The sequence below is a fragment of the Streptomyces sp. NPDC052016 genome (assembly GCF_044548445.1).
GTDB lineage: Bacteria > Actinomycetota > Actinomycetes > Streptomycetales > Streptomycetaceae > Streptomyces.
The window spans coordinates 17,051-38,291 of sequence record NZ_JBIUBX010000002.1 but is presented as its reverse complement, the minus strand read 5'-3'; the positions used below and the strand labels follow the sequence as shown (position 1 = coordinate 38,291).

At 70.0% G+C, this 21,241-nt stretch carries 14 protein-coding genes; 1 reads left to right on the top strand and 13 read right to left on the bottom strand.

The features are described from left to right. Positions 1-75: 75 nt before the first annotated feature. From ACIHAR_RS03320 to ACIHAR_RS03270, 11 genes are all read right to left on the bottom strand, one after another. Positions 76-2,025, bottom strand: a complete 1,950-nt coding sequence (locus tag ACIHAR_RS03320; RefSeq protein ID WP_365471892.1) for a TIGR03960 family B12-binding radical SAM protein — start codon at positions 2,023-2,025, stop codon at positions 76-78. 90 nt (positions 2,026-2,115) lie between these two features. Next, the gene (locus ACIHAR_RS03315) at positions 2,116-3,825 is read right to left on the bottom strand and encodes a CHAD domain-containing protein (protein WP_400016494.1); all 1,710 of its coding nucleotides are present in this window, start codon (positions 3,823-3,825) and stop codon (positions 2,116-2,118) included. Between the two features lie 64 nt (positions 3,826-3,889). Beyond that, positions 3,890-5,089, bottom strand: a complete 1,200-nt coding sequence (gene rodA, locus ACIHAR_RS03310) for a rod shape-determining protein RodA (RefSeq protein ID WP_400016491.1) — start codon at positions 5,087-5,089, stop codon at positions 3,890-3,892. After that, positions 5,086-7,347 (bottom strand): penicillin-binding protein 2, encoded by a 2,262-nt coding sequence (gene mrdA / locus ACIHAR_RS03305; RefSeq protein WP_365471901.1) that lies wholly within the window; start codon positions 7,345-7,347, stop codon positions 5,086-5,088. Before mrdA ends, rodA begins: the two co-directional genes overlap by 4 nt. A 155-nt stretch (positions 7,348-7,502) precedes the next feature. Beyond that, positions 7,503-8,171 (bottom strand): rod shape-determining protein MreD, encoded by a 669-nt coding sequence (mreD, locus tag ACIHAR_RS03300; protein ID WP_365471904.1) that lies wholly within the window; start codon positions 8,169-8,171, stop codon positions 7,503-7,505. A gap of 13 nt (positions 8,172-8,184) precedes the next feature. Beyond that, the gene (mreC, locus tag ACIHAR_RS03295; protein ID WP_365471906.1) at positions 8,185-9,126 is read right to left on the bottom strand and encodes a rod shape-determining protein MreC; all 942 of its coding nucleotides are present in this window, start codon (positions 9,124-9,126) and stop codon (positions 8,185-8,187) included. A 163-nt stretch (positions 9,127-9,289) separates the two neighbouring features. After that, the gene (locus tag ACIHAR_RS03290; protein ID WP_030779466.1) at positions 9,290-10,309 is read right to left on the bottom strand and encodes a rod shape-determining protein; all 1,020 of its coding nucleotides are present in this window, start codon (positions 10,307-10,309) and stop codon (positions 9,290-9,292) included. A 1,931-nt stretch (positions 10,310-12,240) separates the two neighbouring features. Further along, complete coding sequence (ndk, locus tag ACIHAR_RS03285; RefSeq protein WP_365471594.1) at positions 12,241-12,654, bottom strand: nucleoside-diphosphate kinase; 414 nt, start codon at positions 12,652-12,654, stop codon at positions 12,241-12,243. A 63-nt stretch (positions 12,655-12,717) separates the two neighbouring features. Beyond that, on the bottom strand, positions 12,718-13,083 hold the full coding sequence (locus ACIHAR_RS03280) for a DUF4233 domain-containing protein (RefSeq protein ID WP_365471591.1): 366 nt from the start codon (positions 13,081-13,083) through the stop codon (positions 12,718-12,720). Between the two features lie 8 nt (positions 13,084-13,091). Beyond that, positions 13,092-14,612: a folylpolyglutamate synthase/dihydrofolate synthase family protein gene (locus ACIHAR_RS03275; RefSeq protein ID WP_365471588.1), complete on the bottom strand. Its 1,521-nt coding sequence runs from the start codon at positions 14,610-14,612 to the stop codon at positions 13,092-13,094. Positions 14,613-14,780: 168 nt separating this feature from the next. Beyond that, entirely contained in the window at positions 14,781-17,405 is a 2,625-nt protein-coding gene (locus ACIHAR_RS03270; RefSeq protein ID WP_400016482.1) for a valine--tRNA ligase, read from the bottom strand. A 136-nt stretch (positions 17,406-17,541) separates the two neighbouring features. Here ACIHAR_RS03270 and ACIHAR_RS03265 point away from each other — a divergent pair, with 136 nt between their 5' ends. Further along, positions 17,542-18,528, top strand: a complete 987-nt coding sequence (locus tag ACIHAR_RS03265) for a hypothetical protein (RefSeq protein ID WP_400016477.1) — start codon at positions 17,542-17,544, stop codon at positions 18,526-18,528. Between the two features lie 547 nt (positions 18,529-19,075). Here ACIHAR_RS03265 and clpX read toward each other — a convergent pair. Next, entirely contained in the window at positions 19,076-20,365 is a 1,290-nt protein-coding gene (gene clpX, locus ACIHAR_RS03260) for an ATP-dependent Clp protease ATP-binding subunit ClpX (RefSeq protein WP_150949225.1), read from the bottom strand. 192 nt (positions 20,366-20,557) lie between these two features. Beyond that, positions 20,558-21,238, bottom strand: coding sequence for an ATP-dependent Clp protease proteolytic subunit (locus ACIHAR_RS03255; RefSeq protein WP_365471578.1), 681 nt, complete (start codon positions 21,236-21,238; stop codon positions 20,558-20,560). Positions 21,239-21,241 lie beyond the last annotated feature (3 nt).

Here is a 21,241-nt window from a genome sequence, read left to right as displayed (position 1 = left end):
CCCGACACGACGAAGGGGTGTCCCGAAGGCCCGCCCACCGGCCCGGGACACCCCTCACGTGTCGTCACCGCGGGGTCAGTGGCTGTGCCCGCTCCCCGCAGGCTGCTTCACCGACAGCGGGAGCAGCTTCTTGCCCGTCGGGCCGATCTGGATGTGGGTGTCCATGGCCGGGCAGACACCGCAGTCGAAGCACGGCGTCCAGCGGCAGTCCTCGACCTCCGTCTCGTCGAGGGCGTCCTGCCAGTCCTCCCAGAGCCAGTCCTTGTCCAGGCCGGAGTCGAGGTGGTCCCAGGGCAGGACCTCCTCGTAACCGCGCTCACGGGTGGTGTACCAGTCGACGTCCACGCCGAAGTCGGCCAGCGCCTTGTCGGCGCAGCTCATCCAGCGGTCGTACGAGAAGTGCTCGCGCCAGCCGTCGAAGCGGCCGCCGTCCTCGTAGACCGCACGGATGACGGCGCCGATGCGGCGGTCGCCGCGGGAGAGCAGGCCCTCGACGATGCCGGGCTTGCCGTCGTGGTAGCGGAAGCCGATCGAGCGGCCGTACTTCTTGTCGCCGCGGATCTTGTCCCGGAGCTTCTCGAGACGGGCGTCCGTCTCCTCGGCGCTCAGCTGCGGCGCCCACTGGAACGGGGTGTGGGGCTTGGGCACGAAACCGCCGATCGACACCGTGCAGCGGATGTCGTTCGAGCCGGAGACCTCGCGGCCCTTCTGGATGACGCGCGTCGCCATGTCGGCGATCTGGAGGACGTCCTCGTCGGTCTCCGTCGGCAGGCCGCACATGAAGTACAGCTTCACCTGGCGCCAGCCGTTGCCGTAGGCGGTGGCGACCGTGCGGATCAGGTCCTCCTCCGAGACCATCTTGTTGATGACCTTGCGCATGCGCTCGGAGCCGCCTTCGGGGGCGAAGGTGAGACCGGAGCGACGGCCGTTGCGGGTCAGCTCGTTGGCCAGGTCGACGTTGAACGCGTCCACCCGGGTGGAGGGCAGGGAGAGGCCGATCTTGTCGTCCTCGTAGCGGTCCGCCAGGCCCTTGGCGACCTCGCCGATCTCGCTGTGGTCGGCGCTGGACAGGGACAGCAGGCCGACCTCCTCGAAACCGGTCGCCTTCAGGCCCTTCTCGACCATGTCGCCGATGCCCGTGATGGAGCGCTCGCGCACCGGGCGGGTGATCATGCCGGCCTGGCAGAAGCGGCAGCCGCGGGTGCAGCCGCGGAAGATCTCCACGGACATGCGCTCGTGGACCGTCTCGGCCAGCGGGACCAGCGGCTGCTTGGGGTACGGCCACTCGTCGAGGTCCATGACGGTGTGCTTGGACACGCGCCACGGGACACCCGACCTGTTCGGCACGACTCGCGCGATCCGGCCGTCCGGGAGGTACTCGACGTCGTAGAACGCCGGGACGTACACCCCGCCCGTCCTCGCCAGGCGGAAGAGGACCTCCTCGCGGCCGCCGGGGCGGCCCTCCGCCTTCCACTCGCGGATGATCCTCGTCATGTCGAGCACGGCCTGCTCGCCGTCGCCGATGACCGCCGCGTCGATGAAGTCGGCGATCGGCTCCGGGTTGAAGGCCGCGTGGCCGCCCGCGAGGACGATCGGGTCGTCGATCGTGCGGTGCCGGGACTCCAGCGGGATGCCGGCCAGGTCCAGGGCGGTCAGCATGTTCGTGTAGCCCAGCTCCGTGGAGAAGGACAGGCCGAGCACGTCGAACGCCTTCACCGGACGGTGGCTGTCCACCGTGAACTGCGGGACGCCGTGCTCCCGCATCAGGGCCTCCAGGTCCGGCCACACGCTGTACGTGCGCTCGGCGAGGACGCCCTCCTGCTCGTTCAGGACCTCGTAGAGGATCATGACGCCCTGGTTGGGCAGACCGACCTCGTACGCGTCCGGGTACATCAGCGCCCAGCGGACGTCACAGTCGTCCCAGGGCTTGACGGTGGAGTTCAGCTCGCCGCCCACGTACTGGATCGGCTTCTGCACATGCGGGAGCAGGGCTTCGAGCTGCGGGAACACCGACTCGACAGACATCGGGGGAACTTTCGTGAGCTGACTGGGGATACCCCCGGCCGGAGGCTGGGGGGAGGGTGACCATCAAGCCTAACCCGGTCGGAGGTGCTCTCAGACCTCCATCGCCCCGCTGACCGTCGCCCACGCCTCCGGCAGCGCCGCCTCCGCCAGCTCCGCCCGCCGTTCCTCACGGCCGTACAGCAGCCCGTAGGTGAACGCGCTCTCCCCCGCCGCGTGCGCCTGGGCCGCCAGGTCGCACAGGGCCTCGCGCGTCATCACGCTGTCCTGGTGGTCGCCGAGCAGGCTCTGCAGGGACTTCATCATCCGGACGAGGCCGACGGCCGGTTCGCCGAGCGCCGGTGCCGCGGCCTCCGCCGAGTAACGGGTCCGCTTGGCCTTCTTGCGGGCCTCGTGCAGCGCCACGTCCCGTTCGGTCCCGGGCGGCCGCCCGAGCGCTTCCTCGACGAGCGCGGCCACCTGACCGAAGTCCTTGCGGACGGCCTTGGCGATCACCTTCGACGGCTCGCCCGCGGCCGCCTCGAGCAGGGGCGGGTCGTCCACCAGCCGGTCCAGCGTGTCCAGCAGGGCCAGATACCGGCTGCCGTCCAGTACGGCGAGCAGTCGTCGGCGCGAGCCGCCGCCGCGCGCCCGTGACCAGGTGCGCAGGCGGTTGCGGACCGGGCCGGTGACCAGCGGGCGCGGGAGTTCCTCCAGGGCGGCGGTCAGCCGTTCGGTGAGCACCTCCTGGTCCCGGTCCACGCCCAGCTCCCCCGCGAGCCACTTCAGTTCCTCGCCGATGGGGTCGGTGACGGTGCGGTCGAGGACCTTGGCGAAGGAGCGGAAGGCACTGCGGGCCCGGCGGGTGGCGACGCGCATCCGGTGCACGGCGTCGGGGAGGTCCCGGCGGACGGCCGGATCGAGCTCGACGAGGGCGTCACGCTGGGCGCGCAGATACATGAGGACGTGGTCCCCGGCGGTCAGGGGCGCCACGGCGGACGGCTCCCGCACCGACTGGACCGCCGGCCCCGCTTGTCCCGCCGGCACCGCTGCCGCCGCTTTCCCGGCCTTCGCGGTCTTGCCGGGCTTGCCGGGCTTCGTGGTCTTGCCGGGCTTCGCGTTCTTGCCGGGCTTCGCGTTCTTGCCGGGCTTCGCGTTCTTGTCGGCCTTCGCGGTCTTCCCGGCCTTCGTCGTCTTCCCGGCCTTCTCCGCTCTTCGCTCCTTCTTCGGCCGCGTCTCCTCCAGCGCCCGCGCCAGCTTCGACGCCGAGGCGGAGGGCCGTACGCCCGCCGTACGCAGCTGTTCTTCCACCGTGTCGAGGAAGGCCGGGTCACCGCCGTCGGCGAGCTCGACCTCGATCTCGGTCCACCGCGCGGAGCCGCCGCGCCCGGTCAGCCGGTCGGCCCGTACGGCGTCGAGGCTGACCTCGGCCAACAGCCGGCCCTCCCCGTCGACGAGGTCACGGACGTCGCGGGCCGAGCGCAGCCGGACCACCGGCACCAGCTCGGCGCCCCGGACCCGGGAGCGAACGAGCCCGGCGAGGGAGCGCGGGACGGTGTCGGACAGCGGGGCGCGGATCTCGTCGCGGACGCCCGGGGCCACCGGGAACTTCAGGTGCCAGCCCGCGTCGGAGCCGCCGGTGCGGCGGCGCAGGGTGAGGGAGGCGGCGGCGAGTCGTTCGTCGGCGGTGTCGTAGTAGGTGGCGTCGAGTTCGGCGACGCCCTTGTCGAGGACGGCCGCGACCCCGGCGACGCCGGTCAGGTCGGGCAGTGCGCTGTCGTCGGATTCGTACTTGCGCTCGATCTCGCGTTTCGTCTCCGCCATGAACCGAATCTAGTGGCAGTCGGGGCCGGAGGGCAGTGCCGACCGGCCCCGAATACCGCACCGCTCAGGCGGACATGGGCCGCTGGACGCGGATCGACTGCAACAGCCCCACCGCCACCCACACGGCGAACATCGACGAGCCTCCGTAGGACACGAACGGCAGGGGCAGGCCGGTGACCGGCATGATGCCGAGGGTCATGCCGATGTTCTCGAAGGACTGGAAGGCGAACCAGGCGACGATCCCGGCGGCGACGATCGTGCCGTACAGCTCGGTCGTCTCGCGGGCGATGCGGCAGGCCCGCCACAGGACGATGCCCAGCAGGACGATGATCAGGCCGCCGCCGACGAAGCCGAGTTCCTCGCCCGCCACGGTGAAGACGAAGTCCGTCTGCTGTTCCGGGACGAACTGACCCGTCGTCTGCGAGCCCTGGAACAGTCCGGCGCCGGTCAGTCCGCCCGAACCGATCGCGATGCGGGCCTGGTTGGTGTTGTAGCCGACGCCCGCCGGGTCGAGGCTGGGGTTGGCGAAGGCCGCGAAGCGGGCGATCTGGTAGTCGTCCAGGATGTGCAGCTGCCACACCGCGACGGCGCCGATCGCGCCCGCGCCGAGCAGGCCGAAGACCCAGCGGTTGGAGGCGCCGGAGGCCAGCAGCACACCCAGCACGATGATGACCATGACCATGACCGACCCCAGGTCGGGCATGAGCATCACGATCAGCATCGGCACGGTGGCGAGACCCAGCGCCTGCACCACCGTGCGGTGGTCGGGGTAGGGCTTGTCGCCCGCGTCGACCCGGGCCGCCAGCAGCATCGCCATGCCCAGGATGATCGTGATCTTCACGAACTCCGAGGGCTGCAGGGAGAAGCCGCCGCCGAGCACGATCCAGGAGTGCGCGCCGTTCACCGTGGAGCCGAGCGGGGTGAGCACCAGCAGGATCAGCAGCACCGACAGTCCGTAGAGGATCGGCACCGCGTTGCGCAGGGTGCGGTGGCCGAGCCAGACGGTGCCGACCATCAGGGCGAGCCCGATGCCGGTGTTCATGAGGTGCCGTACCAGGAAGAAGTACGGGTCGCCCTGGTTGATCTCCGTGCGGTTGCGGGTCGCCGAGTACACCAGCAGGGAGCCGATCAGCGACAGGGCCGTCGCCGACAGCAGTATCGGCCAGTCCAGGCGCCGGGCCATCGAGTCGCGGGCGAAGAGCCGCGTCCAGCCGCCCCGCTCCGGCCCGTACCCGGAGACGGAGAAGCTGTTCGCGCCGGTCATGTGCACGTCCTCCGGCTTCCTCGCCCGCGCCGTCGCCGGCGCCGGGTGTCACGGTTCTCCGCCTCGGGCGAGGCCACGGTCGCCGCGGGCTGCGTCCCGTCGGCCGAGGGCTCGCCCTCCTCGGTGGCCTTCTGGAAACCCTGCTGCTCCTTGGCCGGGTCCTTGGAGATCTTCGGGGACGCGATGGTGCCGTCCGTCTTCACCTTCGGCAGGCCCTGCTGCGGGGTGGGCAGCAGCGCGTTCTTCTCGGTGATCGTGCCGTCGTCGGAGACCCCGTACAGCGCGTCGTAGATGTTGCGCACGGCCGGACCCGAGGCACCGGAACCCGTACCACCCTGGGAGATCGTCATGACGATCGCGTAGTCCTTGGTGTACGTGGCGAACCAGGAGGTCGTCTGCTTGCCGTAGACCTCCGCGGTACCGGTCTTGGCGTGCATCGGGATCTCGTCCTGCGGCCAGCCGCCGAAGCGCCAGGCGGCCGTGCCCCGGGTGGCCACGCCCTCGAGGGCGTCGTCCATCTGGGCCAGCGTCTTCTTGCTGACGGGCAGCTTGCCGTGCGACCGGGGCTTGATCTCGGTGACCTGCTTGCCGTCGGCGCTGACGATCGCCTTGCCGACGGTCGGGTCGTACAGGGTGCCGCCGTTGGAGATGGCCGCGTAGATGGTGGCCATCTGGATGGGGGTCACGAGGGTGTCGCCCTGGCCGATGGAGTAGTTGATCTCGTCACCGGCGCGCATCTTGTTGCCCTCGAGGCAGTTCTCGTACGCGATCTTCTCGACGTAACTGCCGTCCTTCTTACCGGACTTGCACCAGGCGTCCTTGTTGGCCTCCCAGTACGACTGCTTCCACTCGCGGTCGGGGACGCGGCCGGCGACCTCGTTGGGCAGGTCGATGCCGGTCTCCTTGCCGAGACCGAACTGGTGGGCGGCCTTGTAGAAGTAGTCCTTCGGCTTGCCCTTGGGGTTGATGCCGCCGTCCTTCTGCCACTGGGCGTGCGCCAGCCGGTAGTAGACGGTGTCGCAGGAGACCTCCAGGGCGCGGCCGAGGTTGATGGCGCCGTGGTTCTGGGACTCGAAGTTCTTGAAGACCTGACCGCCGACCGAGTACGAGCTGGAGCACTCGTAGCGGCCGTCGAAGTCGTAGCCGGCCTGGACCGCGGCGGCCGTGGAGACCACCTTGAAGATCGAGCCGGGAGCCGCCTGCCCCTGTATGGCCCTGTTGAGCAGCGGGTAGTTGGAGGACTTCCCGGTCAGCTTCTTGTAGTCCTTGGCGGAGATGCCGCCGACCCACGCGTTCGGGTCGTAGGTCGGGTTGGACGCCATGGCGACGATGCGGCCGGTCTTGGCCTCCATCACGACGACCGCGCCGGCGTCGGCCTTGTAGTTGGTCCCGGTGTTGCGGTCGTGCTGCCTGCGGGCTTCCTTCATCGCCTCGTTCAGCTCGTACTCGGCGACCCGCTGGACGCGGGCGTCGATGCTGGTGACGAGGTTGGAGCCGGGCTCGGCCGGGGTGGCCTCGGCCTGGCCGATGACACGGCCGAGGTTGTCGACCTCGTAGCGGGTGACGCCGGCCTTGCCGCGCAGCTCCTTGTCGTACTGGCGTTCCAGGCCGCTGCGGCCGACCTGGTCGGAGCGCAGGAAGGGCGAGTCGGTGTCCTGGGCCTTGGTGATCTCCTCGTCGGTGACCGGGGAGAGGTAGCCGAGGACCTGGGCGGTGTTGGCCTTGCCGGGGCTCGCGTAGCGGCGTACGGCCTCGGGCTCGGCGGTGATGCCGGGGAAGTCCTCGGCGCGCTCACGGATCTGCAGGGCCTGCTTGGGCGTGGCCTCGTCGGTGATGGGGATGGGCTGGTAGGGCGAGCCGTTCCAGCAGGGCTGGGGGGTTTCCGCGTCGCACAGCCGGACCTTCTGCATGACCTCTTCGGGGGTCATGCCGAGGACGCCCGCGAGCTTGGTCAGGACGGCCTTGCCGTCGTCCTTCTGCTTCAGCAGCTCGGTGCGGGAGGCGGAGACGACGAGCCGTGTCTCGTTGTCCGCGAGGGCCACCCCGCGCGCGTCCAGGATCGAGCCGCGTACGGCCGGCTCGACGACCTGCTGGACGTGGTTGCCGGAGGCCTCCTTGGCGTACTCAGCGCCCTCGCGGATCTGGAGGTACCACAGGCGGCCGCCGAGGGTGCCGAGGAGGGAGAGGACGAGGATCTGGATCACGACGAGCCGGATCTGGACCCTTGGGGTCCGCCCCGTCTCGGGAATGTTGGTCACTGCGGCTGCCTCCCCCTCTCAGTACGCGGACGTGTGTGCGCGGACGTGTGTGCGTGCGAATGATGAACGACGGGACTGTGCGGCCCCGTTCCGGCGGGACCTCACCCGTTCGGGTGCTCTGTCCACTGGCGCGCTCCGCGCGCGGGCGCCCGCGGTCACAGCCGCTTGACCCCCTTGATACGGCCGGCGCGGGCGACCCGGGAGCGGGCCGCCCTCAGCTTCAGGCCACCCCGCTGGCCGCCGATCCTCAGGCCGGTGCCGGAGGAGAGCCAGCCGGAGGAGATGTCGGCCGCCTTGGCGGAGTTGGTCTCGGCGAGCGGGTCGTTCTCCGAGCGCCGGGCCAGGAACATGACGACCGGGACGACGAAGGGGGCGAGCAGCAGGTCGTACAGGGCCGCCGAGAACAGCAGGCCGGTGAGGCCGACGTGGCGGGCGGCGGTGTCGCCTACGAGGGCGCCGACGCCCGCGTACAGCAGGGTGGAGCCGACCGCGGCGGCGACGACCACGACCATCGGGCCGGTGGCCGATTTGATCTGCCCGGTCTCCGGTTTGACGAGCCCGGCCAGGTAGCCGATCACGCACAGCACCAGCGCGTAGCGCCCGGCGGCGTGGTCGGCGGGCGGGGCGAGGTCGGCGAGCAGTCCGGCGCCGAAGCCGATGAGGGCGCCGCCGACATGGCCGTAGACCATGGCGAGGCCCAGGACGGTGAGGAGGAGCAGGTCGGGGACGGCGCCCGGGAGGTGGAGGCGGGCGAGGACGCTCACCTGGATCACCAGGGCGACGACGACCAGCGGGACGGAGAGCAGGATCCGGTTGACGCGCATGGTTAGGCAGCTCCTACTGCTCGTCCTGGCCGTCGGCGGGTTCGTTCGCGTTCGGGGTGACCGTGACGGTCACCGTCGGCGTGGGGACCGGCTTGGGCTTGGTGGGCAGCACGGTGTCGCGCGGGTCCTTCTTCGGGGCCTCGACGACGACACCGACGATGTCCAGCTTGGTGAAGCTGACGTACGGCGTGACGTAGAGGGTGCGGGTCAGGTCGCCGCCGGAGGGGTCGACGCGGGAGACCACGCCGACGGGGACGCCGGGCACGAACGGCTTGTCGGCCTGGGAGCCGAAGGTGACGAGCCGGTCGCCCTTCTTCACCTCCGCCTTGCCGTTGAGGAGTTCGACGCGCAGCGGGCGGTCGCCCTGCCCGGAGGCGAAGCCGAGCTCGTCGCTGGCCTCCATCCGGGTGCCGACGGTGAAGTCGGGGTCGCTGGCGAGGAGGACGGTGGCGGTGTTCGGGCCCACGGTCGTCACGCGCCCCACGAGACCGTCCCCGTTGAGGACGGTCATGTCGCGCCTGATGCCGTCGTTGGCGCCGACGTCGATGGTGACGGTCCAGGAGAAGCCCTGGGCCGCTCCGATCGCGATGACCTCCGCGCCCTTGATGCCGTACTGGCCGGCGCCCGCCGTCTTCAGCATCTTGTCGAGCTGAGCCAGCCGGCTGCGGTTGCGGTCGTCGCTGCCGAGTTTCGCCTTGAGGGCCGCGTTCTCCTTCTCCAGCGCCGCGAGCCGGTCGTGCCGCTCACCGGACTCGCGGACCGCGGAGACGGCGTTGCCGACCGGGTCGACCGCTGAGGAGACCCCGTCCTCGATCGGACCGAAGACCGCGGCCGCGGCCTGTCGGGCACCGTCGACCGGGGAGTCCTCGCCGCCGCGGATGTCCACCGTGATCAGCGCGAACGCGACGGCGATCAGCAGCACCAGGAGCAGCCGGCTCTCTCGTGTGTCCCTCACGTGCGGCGGCCGTGCCCTTCCTCATAGGAATTCGGGTAGCCCCTGGGAAACCCGAGGGGCGTGGTATGGGGTGCTTCGAGGCTCTTGTGGATCTTATGCCTCTATATCAACGATCCGCCGCACGAGAGGAGGTCATCTCGTACGGCGGAATCGAAGCGTTACGTCATCTGCGGGGTGCCGCGTCCAGGACCTGCTGGAGCGCCTCGAACTCCTCGACGCACTTGCCGGATCCGAGCGCCACGCTGTCCAGCGGGTCCTCGGCGATGTGGATCGGCATCCCGGTCTCGCGGCGCAGCCTCTCGTCGAGCCCGCGCAGCAGGGCGCCGCCGCCGGTCAGAACGATTCCGCGGTCCATGATGTCGCCGGACAGCTCGGGCGGGCACTTGTCGAGGGTCGTCTTCACGGCGTCGACGATGGCGTTGACGGGCTCCTCGATCGCCTTGCGCACTTCGGCGGCGGAGATCACCACGGTCTTGGGCAGCCCGGAGACGAGGTCCCGGCCGCGGATCTCGGTGTGCTCGTCGGAGTCGAGGTCGTACGCCGAGCCGATGGTGATCTTGATCTGCTCGGCCGTCCGCTCACCGAGGAGGAGGGAGTACTCCTTCTTGATGTGCTGGATGATCGCGTTGTCCAGCTCGTCGCCCGCGACGCGGATGGACTGGGCGGTGACGATGCCGCCGAGCGAGATGACCGCCACCTCCGTGGTGCCGCCACCGATGTCCACCACCATGTTGCCCGTGGCCTCGTGGACCGGCAGGCCGGAGCCGATGGCCGCGGCCATGGGCTCCTCGATGATGTGCACCTGCCGCGCGCCCGCCTGGGTCGACGCCTCGATGACGGCACGGCGCTCGACGCCGGTGATGCCGGAGGGCACACAGACGACGACGCGCGGCCGGGCGAGGTAGCGCCGCTTGTGGATCTTGAGGATGAAGTAGCGGAGCATCCGCTCGGTGATCTCGAAGTCGGCGATGACGCCGTCCTTCAGCGGACGCACGGCGACGATGTTGCCAGGGGTCCGCCCGATCATCTTCTTGGCTTCGGCGCCGACCGCGAGGATGCCACCGGTGTTGGTGTTGATCGCGACGACCGACGGCTCGTTGAGTACGATCCCGCGACCCCTGACGTACACCAGCGTGTTGGCGGTCCCGAGGTCGACAGCCATGTCACGGCCGATGAACGACATAGAGTTCCCCATCAGGATTCGACTGGCCTTCCCATGAGCTTTTGAGGGCTTTTCAGGTCGGCGAGGTGGGTGCTGTGACGTGAAGGCTTACATCGTAAACGCGCCTGCACGAACACTGCGCGAGGGTCTTCGCCATTGTCAGCAGATGCCGCGGCGCCTCGCTTGTGGAGACGGTCCATCGGGGGCACGCGTTCCCCCGATCGGCACGCATATGCCAAGCGAGGGCCGAAAAGGTACCGCTGTTCCTGGTCAGCTGTGGGGCCTTCCTGACACCCAGTCAGAAAATTTTTCCGAAACCTTCGCACCGACGCGGCCTGCGGGCCTCGGGAGAACCACACCGGCCGGGTCGCGCGAGTCGGGGCCGGTGCCGGTGCCGGTGCCCGGCGAGGCTGCGGCGCGGGTTGCGCGAGCCGGGGCCGGGGCCGGCTGCGCCTTGCACGGGCCGGGGCGGCGCGACGGGGTGGGCGGGGCCCGGGAGGCTGAGCGATACGCGGGGCACGGGCCAGGGGGTCAGGCGGCCAGGGAATGCGGCGTCCGTCCGGCCGACGCGGGCGGCCAGACCGGGGAACGGGTGACGCGCCCCGGAGGGTACCTATCGGGGGCCAGGACATTCGAGCGCCCGTCCTGCGGTCGCAGGCAACCAGACCTGAGACGGGTGCGCCCGGAGGGACCTGGCCAGGGGGCCAGGGGCACCGAGCGCCCATCCCGCGGGGCTTACGTGGAGCCGCCAGGGCGCGGTGACGACTCGGAAGGCGTCGGGGGAAGCCGACGTGCCCGGTTTGGAAGGCCTGAGAAGGGCAGGGGCGGTGGAACCGGAAACGGACGGGGAGACCCCGGACGAAGCCGCGGGCTCCGCCCACCCTGCCCGGCGACCAACTTCCCTGTGCCGCAGGACAGTTGAAGAGACCGGCCTCGCAACGGACCACGAGTCCTCGGGGGAGCGGGCGCACGGGCCCGCCCGGCAGTGGGCCGCCATGACTACCAGACAACCGGCGCACCCCGCCCGGAACTACTCCGGATGGAGGAGGAGGTGGAGAGGCCCGCGACGAGCCAGGCCCTCGCAACGAGCCGAGGAGCCTCCTAGGCGTGCCGGGGGAATTCGCGCCGGGCCGGAAAGGGCCCGCGGCGGGCCGCGCGCCGTTGTGGGCCGGGAGCCGCGGCAGGTCCGCGTATGTCCGCGACGGGCTGGGTGCCGAGGGAAACCGACGCATCGTACCCACCCGCCACCGCACCACGAAGCCGACGCACCTTGTCCCGAAAGCTCGGGGGGCTGGCCGTGGCCGGGATCGGCTGCCGGGCGAGGCCGACCTGCGTGGCGATCGGGTCAGCCGGTGGCCCCGTCCAGCCCGGCGGGCCAGTCAGTCGGCGACTCCGTCCAGCCCGGTCGGCCAGCCCGCCCGTTGCAGTTGGGTCCAGCCTCGTCGGCCAGCCAGCCCGCTGCAGATGGGTCCAGCCTCGTCGGCCAGCCAGCCCACTCGGTCCGGGTGCGGCCTGGTCGGCCAGTTGGCCCGGCGGGCCCAGTAGCCCGCCCGCTAGGTCCGCCCAGGCCGATTGTCATCGGCCCGGCAGGTCAGGCAAGCCCTGTGGGGCCGCTGGGACCATCGAATCGCGGCAGTGGCAACCCGCCAGCTTCACTAGGGCCGACGGGCCAGTCACCCCGGCAGGTCAGGCAAGCCCTGTGGGCCCGCTGGGACCATCGCACCCGGAGGCGGCGACCCGCCAGATCCACCCAGGCCGACGGGCCAGTCACCCCGGCAGTCCCAAGCCCAAACCCGGCGGGCCCGGCAGGCCACTCACCCCTGCGGCCCGGCAGGCCCGCTCACCCCGGCGAACCCACCGAGCCCGGCGTTTCCGGCGAATCCGCCGAGCCCGGCGTCCGGCAAGGCCCGTCAAGTCCGGCGTCCGGTAAGACCCGCCGACCCCGCGGAGGACTACGCCTGGCCCGGGAAGAAGATCTTGACCTCGCGCTCCGCCGACTCCTCCGAGTCGGAGGCGTGGATGAGGTTCTCGCGGACGATGACGCCGTAGTCGCCGCGGATCGAGCCGGGGGCGGCGGCGATCGGGTCGGTCGGGCCGGCCAGGGCGCGGACGCCCTCGATGACGCGCTCGCCCTCGACGATCATGGCCACGACCGGGCCGGAGGACATGAACTCCACCAGCGGCTCGTAGAAGGGCTTGCCCTTGTGCTCGCCGTAGTGCTGCTCCAGCGTGTCCTGCTCCAGCGTGCGCAGCTCCAGCGCGGTGATCTGCCAGCCGGCCTTGCGCTCGATACGGCTGATGATCTCGCCGGTCAGGCCACGACGGACGGCGTCGGGCTTGAGGAGGACGAGGGTGCGCTGGCTCACGAAAGGCTCCTTCAACTGCCGGTGTGCGGTGGGACGAGATTACAGGGCGTGTCCGGCCCCCTGTCACACAGCGTCAGCGGTATCCGTGGAGGCGGCGTCGGCCTGGGCCGCGAACCGGGCCTTCGCCTCGTCGATCTTGCGCCCGTAGTGCACGGACGCCCACCACAGGCCCGCGAAGAGCAAGCCCAGCACGAACATCATCGGGACGAAGAAGCCGGAGGCGACGAGGGCGATCTGCAGGGCCCAGCCGAGGGCCACTCCCCCGGGCCGCGTCACCATGCCACAGAGCAGCACGCTCAACAGCATCGCGACACCGCACACCGTCCACACCGTGGACACGGACAGGTCGGGGTCCTTCATCGCGACCAGACCGGCGAAGCCGATGATGAAGAACTCGCCGATCAGCGTCGAGGAACAGAGCGTACGCATGGGTGACCTCAGCCCTTCCCCAGGAGCAGCCGGGCTTCGCCGACGGTGATGACGGATCCCGTGACCAGCACGCCGCCGCCCGCGAACTCGCCCTCCTCCTCGGCGAGCGTGATCGCCGCCTCCAGGGCGTCGGGCAGTCGCGGCTCGACCTGGACCCGCTCCTCGCCGAACACCTCGACGGCGATGGCGGCCAGTTCGTCCGCGTCCATCGCGCGGTGGCTGGAGTTCTGGGTGACGACGATCTCCGCGAAGATCGGCTCGAAGGCCTCGAGCAGCCCGCGGACGTTCTTGTCGCCGCTGGCCCCGACCACGCCGATCAGCCGGCTGAAGTCGAAGGCCTCGCCGATCGCCTCGGCGGTGGCGCGGGCGCCCGCCGGGTTGTGGGCGGCGTCCAGGACGACGGTGGGCGAGCGCCGTACGACCTCCAGGCGGCCCGGCGAGGACACGGACGCGAAGGCCTTGCGGACGGTGTCGATGTCCAGCGGCTCGGGCCGCTGGGAGCCGACGCCGAAGAACGCCTCGACGGCGGCGAGGGCGACGGCCGCGTTGTGGGCCTGGTAGGCGCCGTGCAGCGGGACGTACACCTCGCTGTACTCGCCGCCCAGCCCCCGCAGGGTCAGCAGCTGCCCTCCGACGGCCACCTGCCGGGCCACGACCCCGAACTCCAGCCCTTCCCGGGCCACGGTCGCGTCGACCTCGACGGCCTTCTTCAGCAGGACCTGCGCGGCGTCGACGGGCTGCTGGGCCAGGATGACCGTCGCGTCCTGCTTGACGATGCCGGCCTTCTCGGCGGCGATCGCGGCGTGCGTCTCGCCGAGCCGGTCGGTGTGGTCGAGGTCGATCGGGGTGACGACGGCGACGTCCCCGTCGATGACGTTGGTCGCGTCCCAGGAGCCGCCCATGCCGACCTCGACGACGGCCACGTCGACGGGCGCGTCGGCGAAGGCGGCGTACGCCATGCCGGTGAGCACCTCGAAGAAGGAGAGCCGGTACTCCTGCTGTGCGTCGACCATCTCGACGTACGGCTTGATGTCGTTGTACGTCTCGATGAACCGCTCGGCGGAGATGGGCGCCCCGTCGAGGCTGATCCGCTCGGTGATCGACTGGACGTGGGGGGACGTGTACCGGCCGGTCCGCAGTTCGAAGGCGCCCAGCAGGGCCTCGATCATGCGGGCGGTGGAGGTCTTGCCGTTGGTCCCCGTGATGTGGACCGACGGGTACGACCGCTGAGGCTCCCCCAGGACGTCCATCAGCGCGGCGATGCGGCTGACGGACGGCTCCAGCTTGGTCTCGCCCCAGCGGGTGGCCAGCTCAGCCTCGACCTCCCGCAGGGCCTTGTCGACCTCGGGGTCCTCGGGCCGCCCCGGCACGTCGGCCTGCAGCGGACCGCCCTGCGTGCGCAGGGTGCGGCTGCCGGCCTCGATCACCGCGAGGTCGGGGTCGCGGTCGGTCTCGGCCGCGATGAGTTCCTCGAAGGCGTCGAGGGGGTCGGGCGTGTCGTTGGGGCCGTTGCCGGGGTGGTCGCTCACGAGGCCAGTCTACGGAGGGGAGGTGACAGAGGTGGGCGAAGGCCCCCGGAACCGTATGTTCCGAGGGCCTTCGGTGCTGTACCGGTGCTGTCCGCCCGCGCGGCGGGCGCCGCCCGCGCTCACCCGTGCCGCCCCAAGGCCGCACGCATGCTCGCGGGCCGCGCGTCGTCACGCCTGCGGCAGCCGCTCCAGCTGCGCCTGGATGCGGGAGATGTCCTCCTCCGCCTTGGCCAGACGCGTACGGATCTTGTCCACCACGTGGTCCGGCGCCTTGGACAGGAACGCCTCGTTGCCGAGCTTGGCGTTCGCCTGCGCCTTCTCCTTCTCGGCGGCGGCGAGGTCCTTGGCCAGCCGCTTGCGCTCCGCCGCCACGTCGATCGTGCCGGACAGGTCCAGCGCGACGGTGGCCCCCGCGACCGGCAGGGTCGCCGTGGCGGAGAAGCCCTCGCCCTCCGGCTGGAGCCGCAGCAGCTGGCGGATGGCCGCCTCGTGGGGCGCCAGCGCCGTACCGTCCAGGGTCAGCCTGGCCGGGACCCGCTGGCCCGGCTGGAGGCCCTGGTCGGCGCGGAAGCGGCGGACCTCGGTGATGACGGACTGGAGGCTCTCGATCTCGCGTTCGGCGCCCTGGTCGCGGAACCCGCTGTCCGTCGGCCACTCGGCGACGACGACCGACTCACCGCCCGTGAGGGTGGTCCACAGCGTCTCCGTGACGAACGGGACGACCGGGTGGAGCAGCTTCAGCGTGACGTCGAGGACCTCGCCGAGGACCCGCTTGCTGACCTCGGCCGCGTCGCCGCCCGCGGCGAACGTCGTCTTGGACAGCTCGACGTACCAGTCGAAGACCTCGTCCCACGCGAAGTGGAACAGGGCGTCCGACAGCTTGGCGAACTGGAAGTCGTCGTAGTACGCGTCGACTTCGGCGACCACCGAGTTCAGCCGGGAGAGGATCCAGCGGTCCGTCGACGACATGGCCGACGGGTCCGGCAGCGGCCCCTCCACCGTCGCGCCGTTCATCAGCGCGAAGCGCGTGGCGTTCCAGATCTTGTTGGCGAAGTTGCGGGAGCCCTGGACCCAGTCCTCGCCGATCGGGACGTCGACACCGGGGTTGGCGCCGCGGGCCAGGGTGAACCGGAGCGCGTCGGAGCCGTACTTGTCCATCCAGTCCAGCGGGTTGACCGCGTTGCCGAAGGACTTCGACATCTTCTTGCCGAACTGGTCGCGGACCATGCCGTGCAGGGCGATGGTGTGGAACGGCGGGGTGCCGTCCATCGCGTACAGGCCGAACATCATCATCCGGGCGACCCAGAAGAAGAGGATGTCGTAGCCGGTAACCAGGACGGAGTTCGGGTAGAACTTCGCGAGCGACTCGGTCTGCTCGGGCCAGCCGAGCGTGGAGAACGGCCACAGGCCGGAGGAGAACCAGGTGTCGAGGACGTCGGTGTCCTGACGCCAGCCCTCGCCGCTCGGCGGCTCCTCGTCCGGTCCGACGCAGACGACCTCGCCCTCGGGGCCGTACCAGACCGGGATGCGGTGGCCCCACCACAACTGCCGCGAGATGCACCAGTCGTGGAGGTTGTCGACCCAGTCGAAGTAGCGCTTCTCCATCTCCTGGGGGTGGATCTTGACGCGTCCGTCGCGGACGGCGTCACCGGCGGCCTTCGCCAGCGGGCCGACCTTGACCCACCACTGCAGGGACAGGCGCGGCTCGATCGTCGTCTTGCACCGCGAGCAGTGGCCGACGGAGTGGACGTACGGCCGCTTCTCGGCGACGATCCGGCCCTCGGCGCGCAGCGCGGCGACGATCGCGGAGCGGGCCTCGAGACGGTCCAGGCCCTGGAAGGGGCCGTGGGCGGTGATGACGGCGTGCTCGTCCATGATCGTGATGGACGGCAGGTCGTGCCGCTGGCCGATCTCGAAGTCGTTCGGGTCGTGGGCCGGGGTGACCTTGACGGCGCCGGTGCCGAACTCGGGGTCGACGTGCGTGTCGGCGACGACCGGGATCGAGCGCTCGGTCAACGGCAGCTTGATGAGCTTGCCGATCAGGTGCTTGTACCGCTCGTCGTCCGGGTGGACGGCGACGGCCGTGTCGCCGAGCATCGTCTCGGCGCGGGTGGTGGCGACGACGATCGTGTCGTCCCCGTCGCCGTACGTCATGGAGACGAGCTCGCCGTCGTCGTCCTGGTACTCGACCTCGATGTCCGAGATGGCGGTCAGACAGCGCGGGCACCAGTTGATGATGCGCTCGGCACGGTAGATCAGCTCGTCGTCGTAGAGACGCTTGAAGATGGTCTGGACGGCCTGGGAGAGGCCCTCGTCCATGGTGAAGCGCTCGCGCGACCAGGCGACGCCGTCGCCGAGGCGGCGCATCTGCCCGCTGATCTGTCCGCCGGACTCGGCCTTCCACCGCCAGACGCGCTCGACGAACGCCTCGCGGCCCAGGTCGTGCCGGGACTTGCCCTCCTTGCCGAGCTCGCGCTCGACGACGTTCTGGGTGGCGATGCCGGCGTGGTCCATGCCGGGCTGCCACAACGTCTCGTAGCCCTGCATGCGCTTGCGGCGCGTGAGGGCGTCGATCAGGGTGTGCTCGAAGGCGTGCCCGAGGTGCAGGCTGCCCGTGACGTTCGGCGGCGGGATGACGATGGTGTACGGAGGCTTGTCGCTCTTGGCGTCCGCCTCGAAGTAACCGCGCTCTACCCAGCGCTCGTACAGCGGCCCCTCTACGTCGGCCGGCGCGTACTGGGTCGGCAGTTCGGTCGTGGGCGCTGGTGGCTGCTGCTGAGCGTTCTCGGTCACGGGCTCAGTTTAGAGGTGTCACGACGCGGTCCCGAAACGCGTTTGTTCTGTAACGGTGAGGGCCCCGCCGCTTTGGCCGGACGGGGGCTGAGCCAGGATGTGAAAACCACATAAGCGTCTGGAGGGGAACCCAGAAATGAGCTACAACCAGCCGGGCCCGTACGGCGGGCAGCAGCCTCAGCAGCCCGGCCCGTACGGCCAGCCGGGTCCGTACGGCCAGCAGCCGCAGGCCCCCCAGCCCGGCTACGGCTACCCCCAGCAGCCCCCGCAGGGCGTCCCGCCCCAGACCCCGCCGTACGGCCAGCAGCCGGGCCCGTACGGCCAGCAGCCGCCCACCCCGCCCTACGCCCAGGCCCCTTACGGCCAGCAGCCTCCGTACGGCCAGGCCCCCTACGGCGTCCCCCAGCCGCCGGCCCCGAGCGGCAGCGGGAAGAAGGTCGGCATCATCATCGGCGCCGTCGCGGTCGTGGCGGCGATCGGCGTAGGCGCGTACTTCGTGATCGGCGGGGGCGGCGGCGCAGGCGGCCTCGAGGACGACGGCGCGCACAAGCTGACAACGCCGGCAACGGTGCTCAGCGATTACAAGAGGGCTTCCGACGACGGGGCGACCGCGGGCGACGACTCGGCTACGGAGCTGGAGAAGAGCGGCGTCAAGAACGGCAAGACCGTCATCGGCGTCTACTCGACGGCGGACCTCGCCGGTTACGACCCCGAGGACCCGAGCACACTGCCCGACGAGACCGAACTCGCCACCGCCAAGGGCATCACCTTCGCCGGCGCCTACGGCGAGATCGCCGACCCCGAGAAGGCGTTGGACACGTTCTTCACCAACTTCAAGAAGTCGTCCGAGGAGGACTCCTCCGACAGTAGCTCCACGGGCACCCAGACCGAGCTGATCGGCGAGCCCGAGGAGGCCGATCTAGACGGCGCGGTCATGAAGTGCCAGGCGGCCAAGGGCACGGACCCGACCACCAAGCAGGAGAAGACCGACTGGTTCTGCGCGTGGGCCGACTACAGCACCATCGCCATGGTCTCGCCGGGTGACGCCACGAAGGGCATCACCAAGGACGTGGCGATGGACATCACCACGAAGCTCCGCCAGGAAGTCCGCGTCAAGGCTTGACGCTTCCGCGCTCGGCCAGAGCCTCGGTCGATTGACGACCGGGGCTCCTCTGTTGCACCCCGAACAATGCGTTGCTCAGTGCTCACCGACATGGACGACGCCAACGGCAAGCCTTCGCCGCAGGCATTCTTGCCACATGCCAAGTTCGACATGACCACAACAATCGAACAGGGGGATTGTCATGCGTAAGCGCATGGCTGGGCTGCTCATGGCGGCAGCAGTCGCCGCGACTGGCAAGGCAGGCTACTTGAGACCGTGACGGTGCGACCCGCGCCGAGCACTGCGGTGCCAGCGGCCGGGACCGTCGCAAGGGGCAGCATCGTCTGTATCTACAGCTCCTCTGGGTCCGGCAGCTATACAGCGTGCGGCGAACGCTCAAGCCACTGGGGGCGCATCTCGTCCACTTTTCATATCCCCCCGAAGTGGGTTGTTGGACCTGCGTTCGCTACCTGTCATGCAGCATCAGACAAGTTCATGGGCGAGCGACAGGCCGAAGGGGGCGCCCGGCAGATACGCCGGGCGCCCCCTTCGGCGTTCCAGGGACCGCTTACGCCGTCTTCTGCTCGCCCGGGCCGCGTCCGTTGCGGGCGTCGCGCGGGATCAGGGTCGGGTTGACGTTGGAGTGGACGACGTCGGCGGTGATGACGACGCGGGCCACGTCCTTGCGGGACGGGACCTCGTACATCACCGACATGAGGACCTCCTCCATGATGGCGCGCAGGCCGCGCGCGCCGGTCTGGCGGAGGATCGCCTGGTCGGCGATGGCCTCGAGGGCCTCGCGCTCGAAGTCCAGCTCCACGCCGTCGAGTTCGAAGAGGCGCTGGTACTGCTTGACGAGCGCGTTGCGCGGCTCCACGAGGATCTGGAGCAGGGCCTCGCGGTCCAGGTTGTGGACCGAGGTGATGACCGGCAGGCGGCCGATGAACTCGGGGATCATGCCGAACTTGACCAGGTCCTCGGGCATGACGTCCTCGAACTGGTCCTTGGCCTCCAGCTCCCGCTTGGAGCGGATCGTCGCGCCGAAGCCGATGCCCTTGGCGCCGGCCCGAGACTCGATGATCTTCTCCAGGCCCGCGAAGGCACCGCCCACGATGAACAGCACGTTCGTCGTGTCGATCTGGATGAACTCCTGGTGCGGGTGCTTGCGGCCGCCCTGCGGGGGGACGGAGGCCGTGGTGCCCTCGAGGATCTTCAGCAGGGCCTGCTGGACGCCCTCGCCCGACACGTCCCGCGTGATCGACGGGTTCTCGCTCTTCCGGGCGACCTTGTCGATCTCGTCGATGTAGATGATCCCGGTCTCGGCCTTCTTGACGTCGTAGTCGGCGGCCTGGATCAGCTTCAGCAGGATGTTCTCGACGTCCTCGCCGACGTACCCGGCCTCGGTGAGCGCCGTGGCGTCGGCGATCGCGAACGGCACGTTCAGCATGCGCGCGAGGGTCTGCGCGAGGAGGGTCTTGCCGGAGCCCGTGGGGCCCAGCAGGAGGATGTTGGACTTCGCCAACTCGATGGCGTCGTCGCGGCCTTGGGCGCCGCCGTTCTCGCCGGCCTGGACGCGCTTGTAGTGGTTGTACACCGCGACCGACAGTGCCTTCTTGGCGGCCTCCTGGCCGACCACGTAGCCCTCGAGGAACTCGTAGATCTCCCGCGGCTTCGGGAGTTCCTCCCAGCGGACCTCACTGGTCTCCGCGAGCTCTTCCTCGATGATCTCGTTGCAGAGATCGATGCACTCGTCGCAGATGTACACACCGGGCCCTGCGATGAGCTTCTTGACCTGCTTCTGGCTCTTGCCGCAGAACGAGCACTTGAGCAGATCGCCGCCGTCACCGATGCGTGCCACGGTGTGCTTCCCCTTCGCCTGGGAGACGCCTGGACGCTATGAGTCCAGCGGCTCCTGGTGCTGCCTTATGTCGACGGTACCTTGCCGGGCCCCCCGTTCGGGCCCCCCTTGGCACGGTTGACGTCCACGCGCTTGCGCGCGGACCGTGTCGCACGGTGCCAAGGGGCGGCAGACGATACTCCTGCTCGCCCGCTAGCGCAGCGAGGTGTTGTTCATCTTCCGGGTCGAGATGATCTGGTCGATCAGCCCGTACGACAGCGCGTCCTCGGCCGTGAGGATCTTGTCGCGCTCGATGTCCTCGCGGATCTTCTCGATCGGCGTGGTGGAGTGCTTGGCCAGCATCTCCTCCAGCTGCGCGCGCATCCGGAGGATCTCGTTCGCGGCGATCTCCAGGTCGGAGACCTGACCGCGGCCGGTCTCGCTGTACGGCTGGTGGATCAGCACGCGCGCGTTCGGCAGCGCCATGCGCTTGCCGGGCGTACCGGCGGCCAGCAGGATCGCAGCGGCGGAGGCCGCCTGGCCCATGCAGACCGTCTGGATGTCCGGCTTCACGAACTGCATCGTGTCGTAGATCGCCGTCAGCGCCGTGAAGGAGCCGCCGGGGCTGTTGATGTAGACCGAGATGTCCCGGTCGGGGTCCATCGACTCCAGGCACAGCAGCTGGGCCATGACGTCGTTGGCGGAGGCGTCGTCGATCTGGACGCCCAGGAAGATCACCCGCTCCTCGAAGAGCTTCGCGTACGGGTCGTACTCGCGGATGCCCTGCGAGGTGCGCTCGACGAAGCGCGGGATGACGTAGCGGGACTCGGCGACGGGGCCCGCGTACTCGGCGCGCGTGCGGTCGTACAGGCCGCTGCCGGGGAAGTCGTTCACTGT

Excerpts from the sequence above, each read along its gene's own strand:
- ACIHAR_RS03320 (WP_365471892.1), bottom strand. The coding sequence starts at position 2,025 with ATGTCTGTCGAGTCGGTGTTCCCGCAGCTCGAAGCCCTGCTCCCGCAT.
- ACIHAR_RS03315 (WP_400016494.1), bottom strand. The coding sequence starts at position 3,825 with ATGGCGGAGACGAAACGCGAGATCGAGCGCAAGTACGAATCCGACGAC.
- rodA (WP_400016491.1), bottom strand. The coding sequence starts at position 5,089 with ATGACCGGCGCGAACAGCTTCTCCGTCTCCGGGTACGGGCCGGAGCGG.
- mreD (WP_365471904.1), bottom strand. The coding sequence starts at position 8,171 with ATGCGCGTCAACCGGATCCTGCTCTCCGTCCCGCTGGTCGTCGTCGCC.
- ACIHAR_RS03290 (WP_030779466.1), bottom strand. The coding sequence starts at position 10,309 with ATGTCGTTCATCGGCCGTGACATGGCTGTCGACCTCGGGACCGCCAAC.
- ACIHAR_RS03280 (WP_365471591.1), bottom strand. The coding sequence starts at position 13,083 with ATGCGTACGCTCTGTTCCTCGACGCTGATCGGCGAGTTCTTCATCATC.
- ACIHAR_RS03265 (WP_400016477.1), top strand. The coding sequence starts at position 17,542 with ATGAGCTACAACCAGCCGGGCCCGTACGGCGGGCAGCAGCCTCAGCAG.